Raw genomic sequence first — 21,401 nt, 5'->3', positions numbered from 1 at the left:
CGTCGCTGCAAAAACAACAGAAAAATGGAAGCCATGTACCATTTTTCTAGACAGATTTTGAACCGGATCGACACTATGACTCCAATCACATTTTACTCTAGCAATGGCTGTGGATAGTAACCAGGATCTTTCCTATCTAACGAGGATATTATGCGTAAAACGTTACTTGCCTTATTTATTCCACTTGCGTTGCCCGCTTATGCCGCCAATATTGTCGATGCGACCAGTATTGATTTGAGCGAAGCACTCGCACCTGAGCAATCTCGCAGTGCCATGGTGACTGGCTCTTCATTAAGTTACCAAGAGCAATCTCGCCTTAACATTGGTGGCCAATCTCTGGTTCGCAAACAACAACTTCATTACGGTATTCCTGTTTATGGTTACTCGGTGGTTGAGAACACATCGGCGCGCAATTTTGCGCCGGATGTAAAAGGCGAGGTCGTCACCGGTATTGAGTCTGATATTGGCAACACGCTGCCGATGTTGAATCAGCAACAGGCTATTGCCATTGCACAGGGCGAATCTACCCCAAATGCGCGGCAATTTAAGCAACCAGATGCGAACACACAGTTGTTGATTTGGCTTGATGAGCAGCAAACTGCGCGCCTGGTGTATAAAGTCGACTATTTAGCCAGCGATAATGGCCATCCGTCACGCCCGATTAAAATTATCGATGCGAAATCCGGCACTGTTTTAGATAGCTGGGAAGGCATCGCTCACCTAGAAGCGAGTGGCCCAGGAGGGAACCAAAAAAGTGGTCGGTTTAACTTTGGTCCGAACACGCAGCTCGGTGGATTCCAAGTGAATAGTCGCTGCCAAATGGACAGCCCCGACGTGAAAACCATTAATATGAACAACCGTGAATGGGGCGGACAAGTTCATCAATTTAATTGCCCTCAAAATACCTATCGCCAAGTCAACGGCGCCTATGCCCCGATGAATGATGCGCAGTACTTTGGTCAGCAAGTTTTCAACATGTATCAAGATTGGTTAGGTGTTCGCCCTATTCGCCAGCAGCTCACAATGCGTGTTCACTATGGTCAAGGCTACGGTAATGCGTTTTGGGATGGTCGCCAGATGACATTTGGTGACGGAAATCGCAGCATGTACCCGCTTACCACTTGGGATGTGATTGCACACGAAGTCAGTCATGGTTTTACCGAGCAAAACTCTGGCTTAGAGTATCGCGGAATGTCTGGTGGCATGAATGAAGCCTTTTCAGATATCGCTGCCGCAGCGCTAGGCCAGTATGTATTCGGCGACTTTAACTGGAAAATGGGTGAAGATGTGATGAAGCATAGCGAAGCCATGCGTTATTTCATTAACCCCAGTAAAGACGGTCGCTCTATTGGTCACGTTGATCGTTACTATCAAGGCATTGATGTCCACTTAAGCTCGGGGATTTATAACAAAGCCTTTTATCATTTGGCCACCAGCGAACAGTGGAATATCAAAAAGGCCTTCCGCGCATTTGCAACTGCTAACCAACTTTACTGGCGTCCTAACGCGAGCTTCCAACAAGGCGCGAATGGGGTTTGCGAAGCAGCTAAAGATCTTAACTACCCTGCGGGGGCAGTGAGTCAGGCCTTTGCAGAAGTCGGTATCGAGATGCAAAACTGCCAAGGTGGCGGTGGCACACCGACGCCAGAGCCTGAGCCTGAGCCTGAACCACAACCCGAGCCGCAGCTAAAACCGCTCACCTTAGAGCAGCCCGTGCAAATTCAAGGCACAGCGGGAAGCGCACAGCAGTTTGTGGTTCAATCCGCACCACGCGGTACGGTTTGGTTACAAACCTATCGCGGCCAAGGCGATGTCGATTTATATGCCGCTGTCGGTCGCCCGGCAAGCGCGAATGATCATGACTGTCGTTCAACCAATTCGGGCAACGATGAGTATTGTGGCTTTAGCCAAGTTCAAGGCCAAGACATTTATGTCACGGTAACCAGTAATGGTAACTACACCACGAATGTCTTAGCCCGGGTTGATGACCGCGGTGTAGAAAAAAATCGCTGCGCCAATATGCCTAGCTGGAGTCAATACAATTATTACTCGGCCGGCGTACAGGTTCAGTATCAAGGACACTTTTTCCAAGCCTCACAAAACAATTGGGGCATTGATCCTATGTCCAACCAATGGGTTTGGCGCTACCAAGGTCGTTGCCAAGGCTAGTTTCCATGGCGGCTGGCATCATGCCAGCCGCTTCATTTGTCTGTTACTGATCATGCGCCCCATCCCTTGCCAGTGAAGCGATGACGTATTGTGATCCCCGCGCGATTCTCGCCGATAATGGTACCTATCTCTCGCATTACTGATTTATTACATCTATGTTAATGATTATTGGTAACAATTAAGTTATGGATAGATTGGATGCAAAAAAAGGTATTTCCCACAATCGGACGCTGGCATCACCTCGCGCTGCTCCTTCTCCTCATCCCTACCGCTGTCTGGGCCGCTGAGGCAAACACATCGTCGATTCATTACCCGACCATGCTCATGGGGCTGCTCGGAGGTCTTGCTCTGTTTTTATACGGCATGGATAAGATGTCCAATGCGCTTAAAAATGCCGCAGGGAGTCGGCTCAAATCCTTGTTAGCGCGACTAACGACTAACCGGGTGGCTGGTGTATTCACAGGAGCCGGTGTGACCGCAACCATCCAGTCTTCCTCTGTCACCACAGTGCTATTAATCGGCTTTATTTCTGCAGGTTTGATGTCTCTGACACAAGCAACAGGCGTGATCATGGGTGCCAATATTGGCACCACGGTAACGGCCCAGATTGTGGCCTTTAAAATCACCCAAGCCGCGTATCTGATGGTCGCTATTGGCTTTTTTATTCAATTTACCGCCAAGGCCGATAAAACCAAGCAATACGGCAAGATGCTGTTTGGTTTGGGTCTCATCTTTACGGGCATGAATATGATGAGTGAGGCGATGTCACCCCTGCGCGGCTATCAGCCATTTATTGATGCCATGGCCCAAATGCGAAACCCCTTCCTCGCTATCTTGCTTGCAGCCTTGTTTACTGCATTAGTACAATCCTCGTCGGCCACCACCGGGATTGTGATCGTATTAGCGGGACAAGGCTTTATTTCGTTGGAAAGTGGGATCGCACTTGCCATGGGGGCTAACGTCGGGACGTGCGTCACCGCATTATTGGCCGCCATCGGCAAATCTCGCGAAGCCAAGCAAACCGCCAGTGTTCATATTCTCTTTAACATTATTGGCGTATTTATTTGGTTGCCAATGATCAGCACGCTCAGTGATTGGAGTGTCGCGCTTTCGCCGATTCACCCCAATTTAACCGGCGTTGAACGATTAGGAGCTGAGCTCCCGCGCCAAATCGCGAATGCGAATACGTTATTTAACGTCGTGAATACGCTAGTGATGCTGCCATTCGTGGGAGGATTTGTTTGGCTGGCAAAAAAAATCATACCGAAAACGCCTAAACCAACGATCAGCGAACGGCCGATTGTCGCACCGAAATATTTGTCGAAAGAACTATTGATGACGCCAGACATTGCCATGGACCAGGCACAGCTTGAGATAGGTCGCGTTGGGCGTAGAGTTTGCAACATGATGAATGCCCTACCGCCTCTAACCTCAAAACTGGCCACGCAGCAAGAGCAAAGCGCAGCCGTGGAGGCGCTGGGGAAAATAGAGACTCTAGAACAACAAGTAGATATTCTACATGGGCATATTTTGTTTTACTTAGGACGACTGCGTAAAGAGCCACTTTCACAGGTACAAAGTGATCGTCAAATCATGCTGATCAGTGTGACCGACCAACTCGAAAGCATTGCGGATCTGATTGAAGACACCTTAGTTCCCATCATGGATAAATCACTTCATGCGGAGATTAGCATCAGCCCTGAAATGCAATCAACGCTTGATGAAATCCAAGATAAGGTGACGCATGCGTTACTTGATAGCGTGAATGCGATTCGACGTGGGGATACGCAACGGGCTAAGCGGGTACTAAACACCAAACGTACCCTTAACGCGCTATTGGATAAAGTACTGGCTCATCAAGCAGAGCGTTTGGTCGAGCATAACCCCAATCGTCTTCAACTGTTTAGTATTGAAATGGAGTGGACCGAATCGCTCAAGCGCGTCTATACCGTGACCAAACGTATTGCCAAGTTGCACCTGCGTGAAAAAGAAACGTAATGATAAATAAGTAGCTGATAAAAAAAACAAAGTGGAACTAAGCCCTAATATTTGGGCTTAATTCGCCAAAAATATCGAGAAAATCGTTATAAAAGCTCCGCCCAAATTAAACTAGGAGCTTGAAATGTCTTATGAATTTCCTTCCCGTCCCAAGCCTCTTTCGGCACTTATCGCGCTTGCCGCGCTAAGTAGCACCAGTGCATGGGCTAGCGAGTCATGCGAGGTCGCCGATTTAGCAGCCAGTGCTAGCCCTATCCAAGTGATTGCGAATGCGGATCGCAGCTGCTTTACAAGCTGGTACGATACCCAATCAAGCCGTTATGATTCCGTTTACCAAGAAGCCTTTGTCCGCAAAGTCGCTCAGCGACTAGAGCAAACCGTCACGCAATATCAAGGTCAAGCAACGCAAGCACGCCAAATCGCCAACCTCACTGAATATATTCGCGCAGCTTATTACGTCCGCTTTTATGGTGACACAGACCAAGCTGATTATTCTGATAAGCTTGATAAAGCATTGGCGCATACCATCGTCCAGTTTCTACAATCCCCTTTTGCAACCGAAGATGGCCGTGCGCAAACCGATGCATTACATGGCCTGACGTTGATGGCCGATAGCATTAAGCAATTACCACAAACCTTTAACCTACAACTGCGACTGCTGGAAAACCTGAATCAAGCGCGCTTACAAGAGCGTGGCTATGTCAACGCGCTGAACAATCTATTTGTCGCCATGGCAGGTCACCAATCGCGTCAAGCCTTCTACGATGTGCTTGCAGCTGACTTGTCTTTGATCGATCGTCTCTACCAGTTTGTCATTGATAATCCTCAGTTATCACAAACTGAAAACGGTGCTTTATTGGTGTCGAATACAGTCCGCGAGATGGGCCGATTACTCATGGCACCTCAGCCAAGTATCCGTGCACGGGTTCTAACCCACTACCGTGATCTTCTGCCTCGTTTTCCTCTGGGTGGCGCCAACGATGCCGTTTGGGTCGGACTGGTTGAAATGGTCGATGCGTTTGCCCCAGATAAAATGAAGGAGTTAGGCCTCATCGATGCCAAATCGACGTTAGCCACCAAAATCGTTCCCTATCGTTATCAATGTGATGGTCCTGCCGTGATCCGCTCACAAAGCATGACACAAGCGCAGTCTCAACAAGCCTGTGAAAGCTTGCATCAAAAAGAAAACGCATTTCATCAAACCGTTCGCTCCGGTTATCAAGCGGTGGCTGATGATCTAAACGACAGTGTTGAAGTGGTGGTATTTGATAACCCGTCGGACTACAAAACCTATTCATCGTTCTTGTTTGGTAACTCGACCGATAACGGCGGCCAGTACTTAGAGGGCGACCCAGCAAGCCCTGACAACCAAGCTCGCTTTATTGCCTACCGCAATGACGAGGGGAAATCGCTCTCCATTTGGAACCTCGAACACGAGTACGTTCATTATCTTGATGGTCGTTTTAACATGTACGGCGACTTCAACGACGTGCTGCGTCATGGTCATACCGTGTGGTGGCTGGAAGGCTTTGCTGAATACATGGCTCATGGCGATGACTATGCCGAAGCAATTCACTTGGGCAAAGAAGGCGGTTATTCACTCAGTGACGTGTTTGCTACCACCTACCAACATGATGTTAATCGTGTGTATCGTTGGGGGTATTTGGCCGTACGCTTCTTGTTTGAAAAGCACCCAGAAGCGGTAGATGCGTTGCTCGCAGCCGGACGAACTGGACAATTTGAACAATGGGCAAGCTTAGCCAAAGAGTATGGTGAACAATATGGCCCCGCATTTTCGCAATGGCTGACGACGCTGGATAGTTCAGAGGGCGAGCCTCCTCGTCCAGATCCAGATCCAGATCCTGACCCCGAGCCTGAGCCTGAGCCTGAGCCTGAGCACCCAGACGTTACAACCCTATCCCTGGGACAAACCGTCACCATTAGCGGGCAGGCATACAGTGAACATCTCTATCAGATCGACCTGAACCGTGCCGCCACTGCGCTTACCTTTAGCATCGCGGGCCAAGGCAATGCTGATCTCTACGTCGCCAAAGACCGCCAGGCGCACTATTATGACTTTGACACCACCGAGTGGAACCAAACCAGTAATGAAACCGTGACCCTGAACGATGTGGAGCCAGGCCGGTATACCTTAAGTGTCACCGGACGCGGGGACTTTACCGATGTCACTGTCGCGGTAAATGCGGAAGGCCAAGTCGATCCCGAGCCAACGCCAGAGCCACAGCCTGAAACACCGGCTGGCACCGATGACTTGCGTCCGGCTCAGCTTAACGTCGCAAGTCCCAATAGCATCAGCGTCTATCAACGCCGTTACCTGTATGCCGACGTGCCTGAAGGCGCAACCAAAGCGCAAGTGTGGGTCATGGCAGACGGTGATACAGGTGATTTGAACGTGTTTGCGGCTGAAGAGTATTGGCCAACGCAAGCGCAAAATCAGGCAGCCTCTGAAAGACCCGGCAGCAATCAATACATTGAGATCGACTTACGCAACCAGCAACATTTGTACTTGCTACTCGCTGGCGACGGCAGCCGGAGCCAAACCGATGTTCGTGTTTACTTTCAATAGTAACTAAGTAACGATAATATTATCAAGCGCTACCCTAGGTGGCGCTTTTTTACGTCACCTAGAACTGCAACATCCGTCGTTTTGGGGTTGATAAGGAGATAAATAATGACCGAATGGGAAAAGATGTGCCAAGGGCTTGTGTTTGATGACAGCGATGGATCCATTGATATCAGGCGAGACCATGCCACACGAACCTTATTAGCATTCAATCAAAGCCTAGATACGACGACAAGAAAGCAACTGCTTATCACGTTATTACGTACCATCGGCGAAGGTTCGGTCATTCAACCTCCGTTCCATTGTGAGTTTGGCGAGACCATTGAGGTTGGCAGCAACACCTTAATCAACATGAATGTCACTATGCTGGATGGTGCACCGATCACGATTGGCAACCATGTGCTGATTGGCCCCAATACGCAGTTCTACACCCCTACCCACTCCCTCGACTATCAAAGCCGCCGCGCATGGGAGACATGGTGCCAACCCATTGTGGTAGAAGACGATGTGTGGATTGGCGGTAATGTGGTGATCTGTCAAGGGGTCACTATCGGGGCGCGCAGCGTCATCGCCGCCAATGCGGTGGTTAAACACGACGTGCCACCTGACAGTCTTTACGGCGGCACCCCTGCACGTTTCCTAAAGGCACTTAATGGCAATAGATAGAAAAATGAATCTGGCTAATCAATTAAGGCCGCACCTTTGGGAGCGACCTCTTTACTGACAGCTTGGTCTTCCTGCTTACTTCACAGGTTTGATGGTCAATTCGGCATTGTCGAAACCGAGGCTCGCAAGTTCATCGGAGTCAAAGTTAGAAATCAATTCTACCCCATTCGCTTCGCCCGTCGTAGTCATTGGCGAAATAGAGCGCTTGACGCGAGAGGAAGCCGTTTTGCCAATCGGCTTCGCTTGGCCAAGTTCAATGGTCCCTGCATACTGGGATTCCGCATAAAAATCACCCGACACGTAGGAATAGAACGGACGTAGGCTTTTCCCTGTTGCCCACTGCATGCTTTCTAGACCATATTTTTCAATCGCCCAGCTCCAGTCCCACCATTTTACTTCGCCAGGAATGTAGCGGTGATGCCACTGGTAAGCAATATCGTGCTCAGGCTGGCTACTGCGCCCTATGGTAAAGGTATGTCGTGAAGTAGGACGATTGTCAGGGTGCGAATGCCACGCATTACTGCTCCAGCGCAAGAAGCCGTCAAACATCACGTCATAGCTGATATCGGCGCCAAAACGATACGGGTAAGAAATGCTCGACCGATAAAGTTCAACGCGAATAGGGATCTCTGATTTCGCCGGAACAAATGGACGCGCCTGTAAGGTCACCTGCTCACTGCTCGATCCACCATTACTGTTGGCAAAGCTCTGATTCGCCTCAAACGAGATAGTGAGCTTGGTATCGCCAACCAATGGCCATTTAAATTCGTTTTCTGTTTGTACTTTTTGCGCAAAACCATAGGTGTTGGTTTTCGACCAATTAGTGGCCTCATCGACTTTGAGATCAACGACCACTTGTTGAGGCTCGTCGAGGTTGTTGCGGGCGACAGCAGAAATCGTTTTGACTAACTGTTTATCGGACTCAACCACATCACCATGCCAGAAATCACTGTCATTTAAGGTATAAGCAAAGTTATCCACTTTGATGGTGGTTTTATCACCACAGCGGTAGCCATCACACCCGCCATCATTATTGCCCTGAATCAACCATTGGTCGCCAGAACGCCAAACGTTCATATCTTCACCGACGTAATCACTGTGATTACCACCTACCCATGCGTAACCAAGGTAATGCGCGAGATAGCTCAGCGGTTTGACAAATTCACTGCGATTATTGACCAGAGAATATTGGACATCGAGCTCAGTCCCTTCTGGTACGCTTTGAGCGGCGTAATCCGGAATATCGCCCTTATCATTGATGGGATAACACCATGTATCTTTCGTTTGACCGTAGTGTTTGATTTCACCGTTATAGCCGCTACCCATGATCGCCCAATCGCCTTCGAGCCCAGCGATTTGCCATTTCCCCATACGATCGTTCAAAAAGTGGCGGTGGGTACTCGCCTCGTCTGCCGTTAAGGGCCGATAGTTGGCCCGGCATTGGTCATCGCCTAAGGTATCAAGCACAATTTGGTCAGGATAGACTCTCGCCTGTGCAACTCCCGCACTGACGAGCACTGCGATGGTAGAGAGAGTCAAGGTTGTTGTACGTGAGATTGTCGCCATTTGACGTCTTCCTTTTGTTAGGTGTTATTAGAGTCTGCCAGCTATTCGAAAGCTGACCTTTTTGACCTTTCCATAGCCAACAATAGAAACAAAATGAAAAACGATGATTTAAATTCCCCTTATAGTTCATTACTTTAGGTTAAATTCATATTTATTCTCATAAAGTAAAACGTGATGTTTATTCAGAACTAAAAATCACGCAAAACATAGCAAAAAAATATATATTAGAGTTAAGGCTCTATTATTTGGTTAAGAATATCTATGAGAGGGAGTCTAAATAATAAGATGTCGCAAAACACACTCGAAAAGGCTCATAAAAATAAAGCAAATACTCTATTTTTATGCCTCAGCAAGAAATTGCTCAATTTTACTAGTGGCATGCTTGATATTAAAAGGCGAATAGCGGATAAACACACTACGGTTGGTCTTTCTTGATACAAAAACCATCGTTGCTATCTTGTGCCTGTTTTCTACATATATAAGGCAATCACATTGACTGTGGCTCAAAAACTGCTCCATAGGAAAGTCAAGCCGTGTTTCTTGAGGGTAAAAAACATAAAGGCTACCGACACGTTTCTGTATCAGCCCGCCTCGCTGAACCACATCACTCCAACGCCAGCCATTGATTTTTCCTACCACAAACACGCTGCTCGCCACACAGGCCAATAACATCAACGCCATCATGACACACTGGCGTATCGGTTTACTCGATACTGCCTTATTGTCAGCATCATGCCTCGACTCAGCAGCAGAGAGACCCGTTATCGCATTCGTCGTGACGGGGGCTATCTTAGTTTGCTCTACGGTTGTTAGTGACTCGCCGACAGTCTTGGTTTCTACCATGCCAGCGACCATGCGATAGCCTTGCTTGGGTACGGTGACTACCAAAGTCGGATCCGCGCTAATCGCCATGAGGCTTCGTCTTAGCGCACTGATCGATTTGGCTAACGATGTTTGACCAATGTATTCATTTCCCCACGCATAACAAATCAAGGTTTGCTTACACACGGTCTCAGGCGCATGCAACAGCAGGCATTCCAGTACCAAGGCTTCTCGGAAGCCAAGTCGAGTAGATTTGTGGTCTTGATGGAGTTTCCTAGCAACGGCATCGAAGTAAATCATAGGCCTTTTTCTTTTGATTATAAAAAACTCAATAATTCATTGCGATAGTAAACGTTTTAATTAGAAACAAGATCACACTTTACATAAAAGTGAGATCCAATCTATTAATAGAAAAAATAATAACCACACTAAAAACAAGCCATTGAATGGATAAAAACGATAATAAATAGCCAAAAAGTGTCTATTCTCTATACAAAACAGACAAATAAATCAGACAAATATTTTTCAATAATGTCAAATTACTGATTAATGAAAAAATTATCATTGTGGCACTTATTGTACAATCCGCTATATAATACTGAGTGTTTACTCAAAACAAGTTGGCTACAACAATGAAAAATATATATCGCGCATTACTCATGCTGGCGGCCATATTTTCCGCTTCAGCCTTCGCCGCAATCGGCCCCTATAAGGTGGTACTGATTCACGGTTTTCAGCCTGATCAACTACAAAGCCGCCCCGATCACGATCAAGTCGTGCAAGATGGCGCTAACTATTGGCAAGATTACTGGCTGCAGTACGCCGATGCACGTATAGATTGGCCGGCCAATGAGCGTATTGAAGGAAAAATCGCCTCCGATTATCTTTGGCCTGCGCTAAAAACCCTTTCAGAGCAAGAAACCTGTTTGTCCGGCTGCCTTTTAGTCACCCACTCTACCGGCGATTTGGTTGCACGCTACCTGTTAGATAATCAAGAAAATTGGCTGATTAACGCAGGTCTTGAGCCGCTCAATATTGTAGGGACTTTCGATTTTGCCGGTGCCGGTGGTGGTGTCGAAATGGCAGACATTGCTGTCAATGTGGCACAGGGAGGCGGTTGGCTTAATCACACAATGAAAAAAGCGGTATCGCTTTGGATGGGTCAGTTACCGAACAAAGACAATATTGGCGTTCTGAACGATTTAAAAGTCGCCAACGCACGCCAATTATCGAACTGGCCTGACAACCGTGTCCCTCGTATTCGCTTTGTTGGCAATGGCTCTGACTTCTTGGGGGCGACATCTCCCTTTATTCCAGGCAGTGATGACGGTGTGGTTGCCGCGCATTCTGCATGTGGCGCTGCCGATGTAGATGCATTTGATAGCTGTTCGACCGCGATTGAGTTCGATGGCAAGTTAGATTATGTCCATAAAGGAGTGAGACGCTTTATCCCCATGCACTACCCGTTGCTAATGGGGAATAAATACAGCCACCTCACGATCTTTAAGTCAGCGCATCGAGGTAAAGTTACCGCCACCGATCCAGAGCTCAAGCTTGGCGATCAATCACGCATCTCAGTTGAAACCTTTGATAAGGATGGTTGGTTTGGCAAAAAATATCGATATGTCCGTGATTCGGACCGTGACACATTGTCAGAGATCGTGTACGCCCTACCGCAATAAGCACAACACACTGTGACAAAATCGGCAAAGCTGCTTTTTTATGGTGAGGAAGCAGCTTGTCGGATTTCTTCACTTTTCTCACTCATGATAGTTTGTTCGTTACACGTTAATTAGGGGTTGCAATGACAAGACTGATCCTGGCAGTCACTCTGATAAGTGCTATCGGCATTACCGGCTATTTGTGGCTTGATACACCAGAACCAGCGTCTATGGCGCTGGCGACCAACACGATAGTGCGTACCAACGAACAGAGTGCGTCATCATCGAGCCAAACAACAGACGAAGAGGTCACAACGTTCGCACAACAAACCCAACTCACTGAGCCAGATATTGTACCGGTTAGCATGCGAAACTCGCTTAGCTACATTGCATCGGATTATGCAGAAAAAATCCAACATCCGCCTTATTCAATGCCCATCGCCTCGCCGCAAAGCCCTTATTTGCACTGGAATCGGCATATCAGTACACCCGTTCCTATACTTGATGGCACCGAGAAAGCAGCGCTCAAATTAAGTCAATACCGCTATTTTTATCCCAAGCCGATCCAAGCGTCATTGGTTGCCTCTTTACCTGTTAATCAAACCGTCTTAGAGATTATTGATGTCAGGACCAACCAGGTGATTGAGACAAAGACCGTGTCGGGAGACACATGGCAGATTGAGCCAGACGAAAGCTGGCCGATGGAGTTACGTCTCAAGGCGATCCTAGACTTTGATTCTGGGCATGATGTGCTCACTGCCGATTTTAGGCTATATCAGCCGATTGCCCAGTTAGCGCAAATAAACCCCGTCTTTGGTCGTGATGCCGATATGATTATCCCTTTACAACTTAATGTCGATAAGGGCGGAATCTATCGTTTTCGCGCCAATCTGTTCACCCAAAACGACGAACCCGTTGCGTTTCTCACCACCAAAAAACGGCTTCAGGAAGGCGATCACACTGTTGAATTAAAAGCGTTTAAGCAAACGTTACTCGGCTTCGATAAGCAGTGGCAGCTAAAAAATATCGTGATTGAACGCATGTCAGGCTCCCCCGGCGAGCGAGCACAATTTGGTATCACTCCGAAAGACACCTATTCATTGGGCGTCTTTGACATTGACCAATTATCGGACACACCCTATCAAATGTCCGAGCAAGAGCGTATGCAACTCGAATTTTTACAACACGCCGCACGTTAGCGTTGAACGCGATGACGATCTGGGTGGCTTACTGAGCATTCGCCCATTCGCGTGCCGTTGCAATACAGCGACGCACCACTTGGGCAGTATTCGTGCGTTGCCAAGCCAGCACCACTTGGCTACTCAAAGGCATCTCTACCAGCGACAGCACAGACACGTGGTCGCTCAACTGGGTGGTTAGCGAAGCGGGAACCAAGGCCACGCCAAAACCCGCGGATACCATTGCGGTTGCGGAATGGAGTTGTGGCGCAAGCGATGCAGAAGATGGTGTCAATCCTGCGCTTTTTAATGCATCAGATAACGCGTCATGGAGCCCAGGCCCGATATCACGAGGGAAGAGAATGATCGGATCATTGCCGAGCTGTGACAACGTCACGCTGTGACATGTCGCGAGAGGATGGTCAGCCGCGACAACCAGTTTAAAGGGATCATCAAATAAGGCGGTATGCGCCACATGTTCACTGGCATAACAAGGCAAACGTAAGAAAGCTAAATCCACCTCTTGTTGACGAAGTGTCTCCACTAATGATGGCATGGGCTGCTCGACCGGCTGAAAATCGATATCGGGATGATGTTCTTGTAACCCTCGCACCAGCGCTAACACTTGTTGGCTGACGACCGTCGAGCTGGCAAAACCGAGGCGTATTTGATTACGTTCCCCGCGGGCAACCTGCTTTGTGCGCTGCACGGCTTGATCTAACTGACTGAGAATTTTTACCGCATCTTGATAAAGCACCGCTCCTGCTGGTGTCAACGACACACCTCGCGGTAGGCGCTCTAATAAGGGCACACCTATCTCTTGTTCTAGCTTTTTAATTTGCTGGCTCAGTGGCGGCTGAGCAATACCCAGTTTCTCAGCCGCGCGCGTAAAGTGCTGACACTCGGCCACTGTGACGAAATACCGTAAATACCTAAACTCCATCGTCATGCCTTAATGCTGCGCATTATCAACTGTTTGGATTCAATATCTTACCACGTTTTCCATGTGCCATATCTTTTAGATATCAAAACCAACGTTATTTGTATTGGTGTCTCCTTCTTCAACCTCGCATCATCAAGACTCGGTTTTAACCTAACTGACTTCGGTTTATAAGGACGCTTTATGAGCACCCAAACCTGCCACTGTGCAGAACATGTCGCCGCCGCCTATCTCAAGCATCACCAACAAACAGGAGAAGGTGAGATTTATCAAACCTCATTGATGAGTGCCTTAATTGATGGCGTGTATGAGGGCGAGACCACCATGGCCGACCTGCTCGAGCATGGCGACTTTGGCCTAGGGACCTTTAACCAATTGGACGGTGAACTCATCGCCTTTGATCAGACGATTTTTCAACTACGCGGCGATGGTTCGGCAAGGCGCGCGGATCCTGAGCAAAAAACACCATTCGCCGTTATGACCTTTTTCAAACCAGACATTACACAACAGTTTGATCATCCCATGTCGCGCCAAGAGCTACACGACGTAATCGACACACTGGTACCAAGTGACAATCTGTTCTGTGCCGTTCGAATTGATGGTGCCTTCGAGCATGTGCGTACGCGCACCGTGCCCAAGCAAACACCGCCATACAAGCCCATGCTCGAGGCCATCGGTGCCCAGCCAGAATTTCGTTTTGATCACGTTAATGGCGTAATTGCTGGTTTCCGTAGCCCGCAATATACCCAGGGCATCAATGTTGCAGGCTATCACGAGCACTTTATCACTGACACTCGCGCAGGCGGCGGCCATGTCCAAGACTACGAGTTGGCATGCGGCACCTTGCAAATCGGCCGCGTCTCCAAGTTGGTGATTGACCTCCCCACCAATGCGGAATTTTTGGGCGCGAACTTAACACCAGACAATATTCACGCCGCTATCGAACAAGCAGAAAAATAATATCACCTCCCATAGGGAGCTAACCTCACGAGGAGCCCAACATGACAACAACAACGCATTGGGACACAGGCGCACAACTGGTCGCAACCCACTTAGAACGCCAAGGCGTCGAGTATATTTTTGGTATACCGGGCGCAAAAATTGATCGCCTCTTTGATGCGATTGAAGATACCAATATCAAAATGATCCCGGTCCGCCATGAGGCGAATGGCGCCTTTATGGCCGGTGTTATTGGCCGCTTAACCGGTAAAGCGGGCGTCACCATGGCAACGTCCGGCCCGGGCTGCACGAACCTGGTGACTGGACTGGCGACTGCTAATTCTGAAGGCGATCCTGTGGTTGCTTTAGGTGGTGCGGTGAAACGTGCCGATCAACAAAAACAAACCCACCAAAGCCTAGATACCGTCAGCATTTTCAATTCGGTTACCAAATACAGTGCCGAAGTCCAAGCCGGTTCAGCGACCTCTGAAATCATTGCCAACGCTTTTCGTGCAGCGGAAAGCAGTCGCCCGGGTGCCGCGTTTGTGAGTTTACCTATGGATATTCTTAACCAACCGGTCGACAGTGGCGTGCTCGCGCCTTCATTCCCGGCACCATTAGGGATGGCTGATACGCGCTCTATCCGCGAAGCGGCCAACAAAATCAAAGCGGCGCATAATCCGGTATTCTTACTAGGGTTACAAGCCAGCCGTCCTGAAAATGCCGCAGCTATTCGCGCTCTACTCAATCGTACTCAGCTTCCCGTCATCGGGACCTATCAGGCTGCTGGTACCGTCGACATCACCTACTATCAGCGCTTTGCGGGTCGGGTCGGCTTATTTAATAATCAGCCCGGTGATCTCTTGTTAGCGAACGCTGATCTGATCGTCACCATTGGTTTTGGCCCAATTGAATATGATCCAGAGCTTTGGAACACCCAACACACCGATATTGTCCATATCGATGTGGCACCAGCAGAAATTGAGCACTATTACCGCCCTAGCGTGGAGCTCGTTGGCCAGATTGAGCCCACCCTTAATGCGCTCACCGAGCAGCTCGATCATCAATGGCTGATGCCCGCATCAACAGTTGATTTACTTGAGGAAGTCGCCCACCAGCGCCAAGCCATTCGAGCATACAGTCGTTCACACCAAGATTTTGCCATGCATCCACTGCATTTGATTAAAGCCATGCAGGATGTGATCACTCCAGACACCACCTTGTGCTTAGACATGGGCAGCTTCCATATTTGGATTGCGCGCTATCTTAATTGCTTCCGCTCTCGGCAATTATTGGTCTCTAATGGCCAACAAACCATGGGCGTCGCCTTGCCGTGGGGAATTGGCGCGAGCTTGCTCAACCCCGACCGTAAAGTGGTGTCCGTGTCCGGAGACGGTGGATTTATGCAATCCAGTATGGAGCTAGAAACGGCAGTGCGTCTCAAGTGTAACTTGCTGCACATCATCTGGGTCGATAACGCCTATAACATGGTGGAAATGCAGGAAGTTAAAAAGTACCAGCGTTATTCAGGGGTGAAATTTGGTCCGATTGATTTTAAAGCCTATGCCGAATCCTTTGGCGCCAAGGGCTATGCGGTCACACGACAAGAAGATTTAGTCACCCAACTTAAACAAGCCATAGATACCCAAGGCCCAGCTGTTATCGCCATTCCCGTGGACTACAGCGACAACTTTAAGCTGATGGCCCCCCGAGAAGCCGGCAGCATGGATCCGGTATTTGCTTAATTCAATAGACAAAAACGGAGAACACAATGAAAGGTATTAACCAAAAAGTGGCGTTAATTACTGGCGCAGCCAACGGTATTGGTGCAGCGATTACCGACCGCCTCTATCAAGAAGGTGCAAAGGTTGCGATTGCAGACTGGAACAAGACAGCTCTAGATGACACAGCAGCAAAATACGATGCTGATCGCGTCTTGAAACTCTCTGTCGATGTGTCAGATCCAAAAGCAGTAGAAGCAATGATACAAGACGTTGTTAACCACTTCGGGCAACTTGATATACTGATAAATAACGCAGGCGTGCATACTCCTGGCTCTGTTATTGACGGCACTCTAGCCGATTGGGAAAAAGTGTCTGGTGTTGATATTGATGGCGTAGTCTTTTGCGCAAAATATGCAATGCCTGAATTGATTAAAACAAAAGGCTCTATGGTAAACACGGCCTCCGTATCGGGTTTAGGCGGTGATTGGGGCGCTGCTTTTTACTGTGCTGCAAAAGGCGCTGTCGCGAATCTAACGCGTGCCATGGCACTGGACCACGGTTTACAAGGAGTACGTGTCAATGCGGTCTGTCCAAGCTTGGTTAAAACCAACATGACCAATGGCTGGCCTGACTCAGTTCGAGAAAAGTTTAATGAGCGTATCGCTCTGGGACGCCCAGCAGAACCAGAGGAAGTTGCCTCTGCCGTGGCATTTCTAGTCAGTGACGATGCGTCGTTTATCTCTGGTGTCAATTTGCCCGTAGACGGTGGTGCAACAGCATCAGACGGCCAACCCAAAATTGTTTAATCAACCACTCATAGTAGTCAAACGCCCGTATTATCGGGCGTTTTTTTATAGGCGAGCCGCTCAGTAAAATAGCGGGTGTTTAAGCAAGGTGGAAATCAATCACAAACAACGGGGGACGCGCTGGGTAGATTTGCAAAATCAGCGCCTTCAGCTCGGTAAGTGACATCCCCTCTTGTTCAGCATGACGGGCATTAATGTCCTCGAACGCTAGCGGAGCAACGCTGTCGATCACAATGTCACATACATAATGATCAGTTTCTAGCTGATGTACCGCGACGCGCGAACCGGGTTGATAGTGACTTTCAGATTCATCGCGAATGGTGATGGTTTTAACACCGGCGGCCACCATGGGCGTCAAGGTGGAGAAAAAGGTGATTTTGGTCGGGGCAGTCATATTGTTTGCTTCCAAAACTGTATTGGTCTATGGCGCGATACGATTAAAAACGCCCGCGAGCACTTGCACGCGGGCGTTTCATGCCTTGCGACGTTACGCCATCATCGGCACCAATACAAGGGTACCAATAATCACGGTAATTAACCCGCACAGGACCGGCACCGAGGTGCGCTTAACCACCTCAAACGGGCTGAGTTTTGCCATCCCAGATGTCGCCACAATCACTCCAGACACCGGCGATATGGTTCGGCCTAAGTTAGAGGCTTGCAGCATAGGGATAATCAAAAATGCCGGATTTAGGCCCATTTTCGCTGCCAAAGACGGTGCTAATTCAACAAACGCATAGAAAGGTGCATTTCCAGAGCCAGTGGCAACAGCGGCTGCGACGGTGAGTAAAGTAAGCAGCATCATCAATGCAATACCGCCTGCCCCAGCGCTTTCTGCTAAGCCGAGTAAGTTGTCAATCGCACCAATTGACATAAGGCCTTGTGCAAATACCCCTGCAGCGACTAACAGCATCACCACGCCTTTAAAGGCATCCGCCATCCCTTCATAACACGCATCCAGATCTTCTAACGTTTTGCGACCATTAAAACGTTTGGTGGCGAAGTCGACGAGCGCACCTAAAAAGATAGAGAGCACCACAATGGTGTAGATATCTAGATAGAGGCCCGGAATGGTTTCACCGTTAAATAAAAACACTCCAATGATAGGCAGAAAAGGTAAGGCGGCGTAATAACCTGGCGCGTGAGTTTCTATCTCGGAGACGTCCACACGCTCCATCGGCGTGTTTTCTTTGTTATCCAGGTATTTATTCCAAAAGTACGCCGCGGCGGCCATCACAATAATCGCACAAATAGAGACCGGCAATACGGTTTCGACCGCAAACACGTGGAGCGGTAAGCCTGCTTTTTCCGCTGCAATCACCACATCTCCCGAGGTGGGTGAAAGTATAATCGCTGCAGGAGACGCGCACACTGCAGTCGCGGCGGGACGAGAAATGCCCATCGCAGTCATCATCGGGAATAAGGTAGCCATTAAAAGCACACCTAAGCCAGTTGCAGAGCTGACCGCCAGTGACATCAAACAAGCGACAATGTAGGCTGCAACCAACAACACATAGGGCGACTTGATCACCGACAACGGCTTAGAGAACTGCTTCACCACCACGTTGTTGGCACCAATATGCGACATATAGGCCGCAAAACCACACAGCAACATGATTTGCATCCCGAGGCCGCCACCACGGTATTGCAGCATGTATTTCACATATTCCAGCGAATCAGTAAAAAGATTGCCCGTCGACGTTAATTTAGCCGGCAGAACACTGTGCCCTAATATCCCTGTGATGATCAGTAATATAATCCCTGCGGTCAGCAAAGTGCTTGCAGGACGATAACCTTTGACAATAAAGTAACCCACAGCCACGGTTACAACTAGCCCAATGAGAAGTTCTAGCATAATTCACTCCGTCAGATGGTAAAGATAAAAGAATTGGATGGAATTTACTCAGCTCACTGTACTAAAACCCTGCCTGTAGCACGACAACAACCAAGCCCTGACTTGATTTAAGACAAATAAAAAGCCGCCTATCAATGAAAGGCGGCTTGGTGACCACAATTTGTAACGATTAAATCATTGCTTAGCGACCAGATCAAAACGATCAGCGTTCATCACCTTCACCCACGCTGCAACAAAATCGTGCACAAACTTGGTTTGGTTATCATCTTGCGCGTAGAACTCTGCATAGGCGCGTAAAATGGCGTTAGAGCCAAACACTAAGTCGACGCGGCTCGCCGTCCACTTCACTGCCCCCGAATTACGCTCAATGATCTCATAGCGGTTACGGCCGACAGGTTTCCACTGATACGCCATGTCCGTCAGGTTGACGAAAAAGTCATGACTCAGCTCACCGACCCGATCGGTAAATACGCCTTCCGGGGCACTACCATAGTTGGTGCCAAGCACACGCATACCACCCAGTAGTACTGTCATTTCAGGTGCGGTGAGTCCCATCAATTGGGCGCGATCAAGCAAGAGCTCTTCGGGCTGAACGTTGTAATCTTTTTTCAGCCAATTACGGAACCCATCTGCGACCGGCTCTAGTACTTCGAATGAATCCACATCAGTGTGCTCAAGCGTGGCATCACCACGGCCCGGCGCAAACGGTACGTCGACGACCACACCAGCCGCTTTTGCTGCTTCTTCAATGCCTTGGTTTCCTGCCAGCACAATGGTGTCAGCGAGACTAATCTGGTGTTTCTGAGCAATATTACTCAGCACGTTGACTACCTTCGCCAGACGCTCAGGCTCGTTCCCCTGCCAGTCTTTTTGCGGTGCTAGGCGAATCCGCGCGCCGTTCGCCCCACCCCGCTTATCGGATTGGCGATAAGTCCGTGCGCTATCCCATGCGGTGGTCACTTTCTCTGCCAACGTCAGGTCACTATTGGCAATATCTGCTTTTACCGCTGCCACGTCATAATCGGTACGTCCTGCAGGCACGGGATCTTGCCAAATCAAATCCTCACTCGGCACATCTGGGCCGATGTAACGTGACTTGGGCCCCATATCACGGTGCGTTAATTTAAACCAGGCTTTGGCAAAGACGTCTGCCAGGTAGTCAGGGTCTTGATAAAAGCGTTCAGAGATTTTGCGATAGGCCGGGTCCATTTTGAGTGCCATATCGGCATCGGTCATGATGGGGTTACGACGAATCGAGGGGTCTTCAACATCAACAGGTTTATCTTCTTCTTTGATGTCGATAGGCTCCCACTGCCAGGCACCCGCAGGGCTTTTCTTCAATTCCCACTCATAGTTAAACAGGAGATAAAAGTAGCCGTTATCCCATTGCGTGGGATGGGTAGTCCAAGCCCCTTCAATGCCACTGGTGACCGTATCGCGACCAATGCCACGCGCTTGGTGGTTGTTCCAGCCTAAGCCTTGCTCATCAACGTCGGCCGCTTCAGGCTCAGGTCCTAATACGCTCGCATCGCCATTGCCGTGACATTTACCCACGGTATGGCCACCGGCAGTTAGCGCGACGGTTTCTTCATCGTTCATCGCCATGCGCTCAAACGTGACACGCATATCATGGGCAGTTTTGAGCGGATCTGGGTTGCCATCTACCCCTTCAGGGTTAACATAAATCAGCCCCATCATCACTGCGGCAAGTGGATTTTCGAGATCGCGTGCGCCAGAGTAACGGCTGTTCTCTGCATCACTTGGGGCCAACCATTCTTTTTCTGCGCCCCAATAAGTATCCTTCTCTGGATGCCAAATGTCTTCACGCCCAAACGCAAACCCATAGGTTTTTAGCCCCATCGATTCATACGCCAGCGTGCCCGCGAGCAAGATCAAATCTGCCCAACTAATTTTGTTGCCGTATTTTTTCTTAATCGGCCATAGAAGGCGACGGGCCTTATCGAGGTTGGCGTTATCCGGCCATGAGTTCAAAGGTGCAAAACGCTGGTTACCTGTTGCGCCGCCACCGCGACCGTCAGCAATGCGATAGCTCCCTGCCGAGTGCCATGCCATGCGGATCATCAATCCGCCGTAATGTCCCCAATCTGCAGGCCACCAAGACTGACTGTCGGTAAGTAGCGACTTAACGTCATTTTTAAGTGCGTCAATATCGAGGGTTTTTAGGGCTGACGGGTAATCAAAATCGTTATCAAACGGCGTTGATTTTGTGTCGTGCTGATGAAGAATGTCGAGGTTAAGTGCATTGGGCCACCAGGTTTTGTGTGCCATCTCTTCCGATGTTGCGCCACCATGCATCACGGGGCATTGACCGCCCGACGTTGAGCGTTGCTGAGACATTGCTTTCTCCTTATGTTTTATCCATCAGTGCGAACGCTAAAACACCTGACTAGGCCGCACTGACGCTATCATTAGTTATTGCTAACTAAACATGAGTAACGTTAATAGACAATCACACAAAGTGCTAATCTGTTA

At 49.0% G+C, this 21,401-nt stretch carries 15 protein-coding genes; 9 read left to right on the top strand and 6 right to left on the bottom strand.

What is annotated here, in order from left to right; genetic code table 11:
- Nucleotides 1–150: 150 nt before the first annotated feature.
- The 4 genes from BZJ21_RS06210 (at nucleotide 151) to BZJ21_RS06195 (ending at nucleotide 7,417) form a co-directional block, all read left to right on the top strand.
- Entirely contained in the window at nucleotides 151–2,169 is a 2,019-nt protein-coding gene (locus tag BZJ21_RS06210; RefSeq protein WP_077669369.1) for a M4 family metallopeptidase, read from the top strand.
- Nucleotides 2,170–2,367: 198 nt separating this feature from the next.
- Nucleotides 2,368–4,167 (top strand): Na/Pi cotransporter family protein, encoded by a 1,800-nt coding sequence (locus tag BZJ21_RS06205; protein WP_236719524.1) that lies wholly within the window; start codon nucleotides 2,368–2,370, stop codon nucleotides 4,165–4,167.
- A gap of 124 nt (nucleotides 4,168–4,291) precedes the next feature.
- Nucleotides 4,292–6,754, top strand: a complete 2,463-nt coding sequence (locus tag BZJ21_RS06200) for a M9 family metallopeptidase (RefSeq protein WP_077669368.1) — start codon at nucleotides 4,292–4,294, stop codon at nucleotides 6,752–6,754.
- Between the two features lie 105 nt (nucleotides 6,755–6,859).
- The gene (locus BZJ21_RS06195) at nucleotides 6,860–7,417 is read left to right on the top strand and encodes a sugar O-acetyltransferase (RefSeq protein ID WP_077669367.1); all 558 of its coding nucleotides are present in this window, start codon (nucleotides 6,860–6,862) and stop codon (nucleotides 7,415–7,417) included.
- Between the two features lie 75 nt (nucleotides 7,418–7,492).
- On the opposite strand, the gene BZJ21_RS06190 is transcribed toward BZJ21_RS06195, so the two are convergent.
- Both BZJ21_RS06190 and BZJ21_RS06185 read right to left on the bottom strand, forming a co-directional pair.
- The gene (locus tag BZJ21_RS06190; protein WP_077669366.1) at nucleotides 7,493–8,983 is read right to left on the bottom strand and encodes an aerolysin family beta-barrel pore-forming toxin; all 1,491 of its coding nucleotides are present in this window, start codon (nucleotides 8,981–8,983) and stop codon (nucleotides 7,493–7,495) included.
- Between the two features lie 339 nt (nucleotides 8,984–9,322).
- Nucleotides 9,323–10,105, bottom strand: coding sequence for a transcriptional regulator (locus tag BZJ21_RS06185; RefSeq protein ID WP_077669365.1), 783 nt, complete (start codon nucleotides 10,103–10,105; stop codon nucleotides 9,323–9,325).
- Nucleotides 10,106–10,437: 332 nt separating this feature from the next.
- Here BZJ21_RS06185 and BZJ21_RS06180 point away from each other — a divergent pair, with 332 nt between their 5' ends.
- Together BZJ21_RS06180 and BZJ21_RS06175 are read left to right on the top strand one after the other, a co-directional pair.
- Complete coding sequence (locus BZJ21_RS06180; RefSeq protein ID WP_077576602.1) at nucleotides 10,438–11,487, top strand: hypothetical protein; 1,050 nt, start codon at nucleotides 10,438–10,440, stop codon at nucleotides 11,485–11,487.
- Nucleotides 11,488–11,609: 122 nt separating this feature from the next.
- Nucleotides 11,610–12,665, top strand: coding sequence for a hypothetical protein (locus tag BZJ21_RS06175; RefSeq protein ID WP_077576601.1), 1,056 nt, complete (start codon nucleotides 11,610–11,612; stop codon nucleotides 12,663–12,665).
- Between the two features lie 28 nt (nucleotides 12,666–12,693).
- Here BZJ21_RS06175 and BZJ21_RS06170 read toward each other — a convergent pair whose 3' ends face one another.
- Nucleotides 12,694–13,587, bottom strand: a complete 894-nt coding sequence (locus BZJ21_RS06170; RefSeq protein ID WP_077669364.1) for a LysR family transcriptional regulator — start codon at nucleotides 13,585–13,587, stop codon at nucleotides 12,694–12,696.
- Nucleotides 13,588–13,767: 180 nt separating this feature from the next.
- Between BZJ21_RS06170 and budA the strand changes: the two genes are divergently transcribed.
- Genes budA through BZJ21_RS06155 form a run of 3 tightly spaced genes read left to right on the top strand, consistent with a single transcriptional unit; the run spans nucleotide 13,768 to nucleotide 17,053 of the window.
- Nucleotides 13,768–14,544: an acetolactate decarboxylase gene (gene budA, locus BZJ21_RS06165; RefSeq protein ID WP_077661217.1), complete on the top strand. Its 777-nt coding sequence runs from the start codon at nucleotides 13,768–13,770 to the stop codon at nucleotides 14,542–14,544.
- A 41-nt stretch (nucleotides 14,545–14,585) separates the two neighbouring features.
- Nucleotides 14,586–16,268, top strand: coding sequence for an acetolactate synthase AlsS (gene alsS, locus BZJ21_RS06160; protein WP_077669363.1), 1,683 nt, complete (start codon nucleotides 14,586–14,588; stop codon nucleotides 16,266–16,268).
- 26 nt (nucleotides 16,269–16,294) lie between these two features.
- On the top strand, nucleotides 16,295–17,053 hold the full coding sequence (locus tag BZJ21_RS06155; RefSeq protein ID WP_077461064.1) for an SDR family NAD(P)-dependent oxidoreductase: 759 nt from the start codon (nucleotides 16,295–16,297) through the stop codon (nucleotides 17,051–17,053).
- 79 nt (nucleotides 17,054–17,132) lie between these two features.
- Here BZJ21_RS06155 and yqfB read toward each other — a convergent pair whose 3' ends face one another.
- From yqfB to katG, 3 genes are all read right to left on the bottom strand, one after another.
- Nucleotides 17,133–17,447 carry a N(4)-acetylcytidine aminohydrolase gene (gene yqfB, locus BZJ21_RS06150; RefSeq protein ID WP_077461063.1) on the bottom strand — a complete coding sequence of 105 codons (315 nt, stop codon included), beginning with the start codon at nucleotides 17,445–17,447 and terminating at the stop codon, nucleotides 17,133–17,135.
- Nucleotides 17,448–17,540: 93 nt separating this feature from the next.
- Nucleotides 17,541–18,908 (bottom strand): anaerobic C4-dicarboxylate transporter DcuC, encoded by a 1,368-nt coding sequence (gene dcuC / locus BZJ21_RS06145; protein ID WP_021023954.1) that lies wholly within the window; start codon nucleotides 18,906–18,908, stop codon nucleotides 17,541–17,543.
- Between the two features lie 174 nt (nucleotides 18,909–19,082).
- Complete coding sequence (gene katG, locus BZJ21_RS06140; RefSeq protein WP_021023953.1) at nucleotides 19,083–21,266, bottom strand: catalase/peroxidase HPI; 2,184 nt, start codon at nucleotides 21,264–21,266, stop codon at nucleotides 19,083–19,085.
- Nucleotides 21,267–21,401 lie beyond the last annotated feature (135 nt).

The sequence above is a fragment of the Salinivibrio costicola subsp. alcaliphilus genome (genome assembly GCF_001996185.1).
GTDB classification, from domain to species: domain Bacteria; phylum Pseudomonadota; class Gammaproteobacteria; order Enterobacterales; family Vibrionaceae; genus Salinivibrio; species Salinivibrio costicola.
Note: the sequence above shows the minus strand (reverse complement) of the source record. Positions and strands in the feature narration are given on the sequence as shown.

Coding starts and splice junctions, on each gene's coding strand:
- budA (WP_077661217.1), top strand. CDS start 13,768: ATGAGCACCCAAACCTGCCACTGTGCAGAACATGTCGCCGCCGCCTAT.
- BZJ21_RS06185 (WP_077669365.1), bottom strand. CDS start 10,105: ATGATTTACTTCGATGCCGTTGCTAGGAAACTCCATCAAGACCACAAA.
- BZJ21_RS06180 (WP_077576602.1), top strand. CDS start 10,438: ATGAAAAATATATATCGCGCATTACTCATGCTGGCGGCCATATTTTCC.
- yqfB (WP_077461063.1), bottom strand. CDS start 17,447: ATGACTGCCCCGACCAAAATCACCTTTTTCTCCACCTTGACGCCCATG.
- alsS (WP_077669363.1), top strand. CDS start 14,586: ATGACAACAACAACGCATTGGGACACAGGCGCACAACTGGTCGCAACC.
- BZJ21_RS06210 (WP_077669369.1), top strand. CDS start 151: ATGCGTAAAACGTTACTTGCCTTATTTATTCCACTTGCGTTGCCCGCT.
- BZJ21_RS06175 (WP_077576601.1), top strand. CDS start 11,610: ATGACAAGACTGATCCTGGCAGTCACTCTGATAAGTGCTATCGGCATT.
- BZJ21_RS06155 (WP_077461064.1), top strand. CDS start 16,295: ATGAAAGGTATTAACCAAAAAGTGGCGTTAATTACTGGCGCAGCCAAC.
- BZJ21_RS06190 (WP_077669366.1), bottom strand. CDS start 8,983: ATGGCGACAATCTCACGTACAACAACCTTGACTCTCTCTACCATCGCA.
- BZJ21_RS06195 (WP_077669367.1), top strand. CDS start 6,860: ATGACCGAATGGGAAAAGATGTGCCAAGGGCTTGTGTTTGATGACAGC.
- dcuC (WP_021023954.1), bottom strand. CDS start 18,908: ATGCTAGAACTTCTCATTGGGCTAGTTGTAACCGTGGCTGTGGGTTAC.
- BZJ21_RS06205 (WP_236719524.1), top strand. CDS start 2,368: ATGCAAAAAAAGGTATTTCCCACAATCGGACGCTGGCATCACCTCGCG.
- katG (WP_021023953.1), bottom strand. CDS start 21,266: ATGTCTCAGCAACGCTCAACGTCGGGCGGTCAATGCCCCGTGATGCAT.
- BZJ21_RS06170 (WP_077669364.1), bottom strand. CDS start 13,587: ATGGAGTTTAGGTATTTACGGTATTTCGTCACAGTGGCCGAGTGTCAG.
- BZJ21_RS06200 (WP_077669368.1), top strand. CDS start 4,292: ATGTCTTATGAATTTCCTTCCCGTCCCAAGCCTCTTTCGGCACTTATC.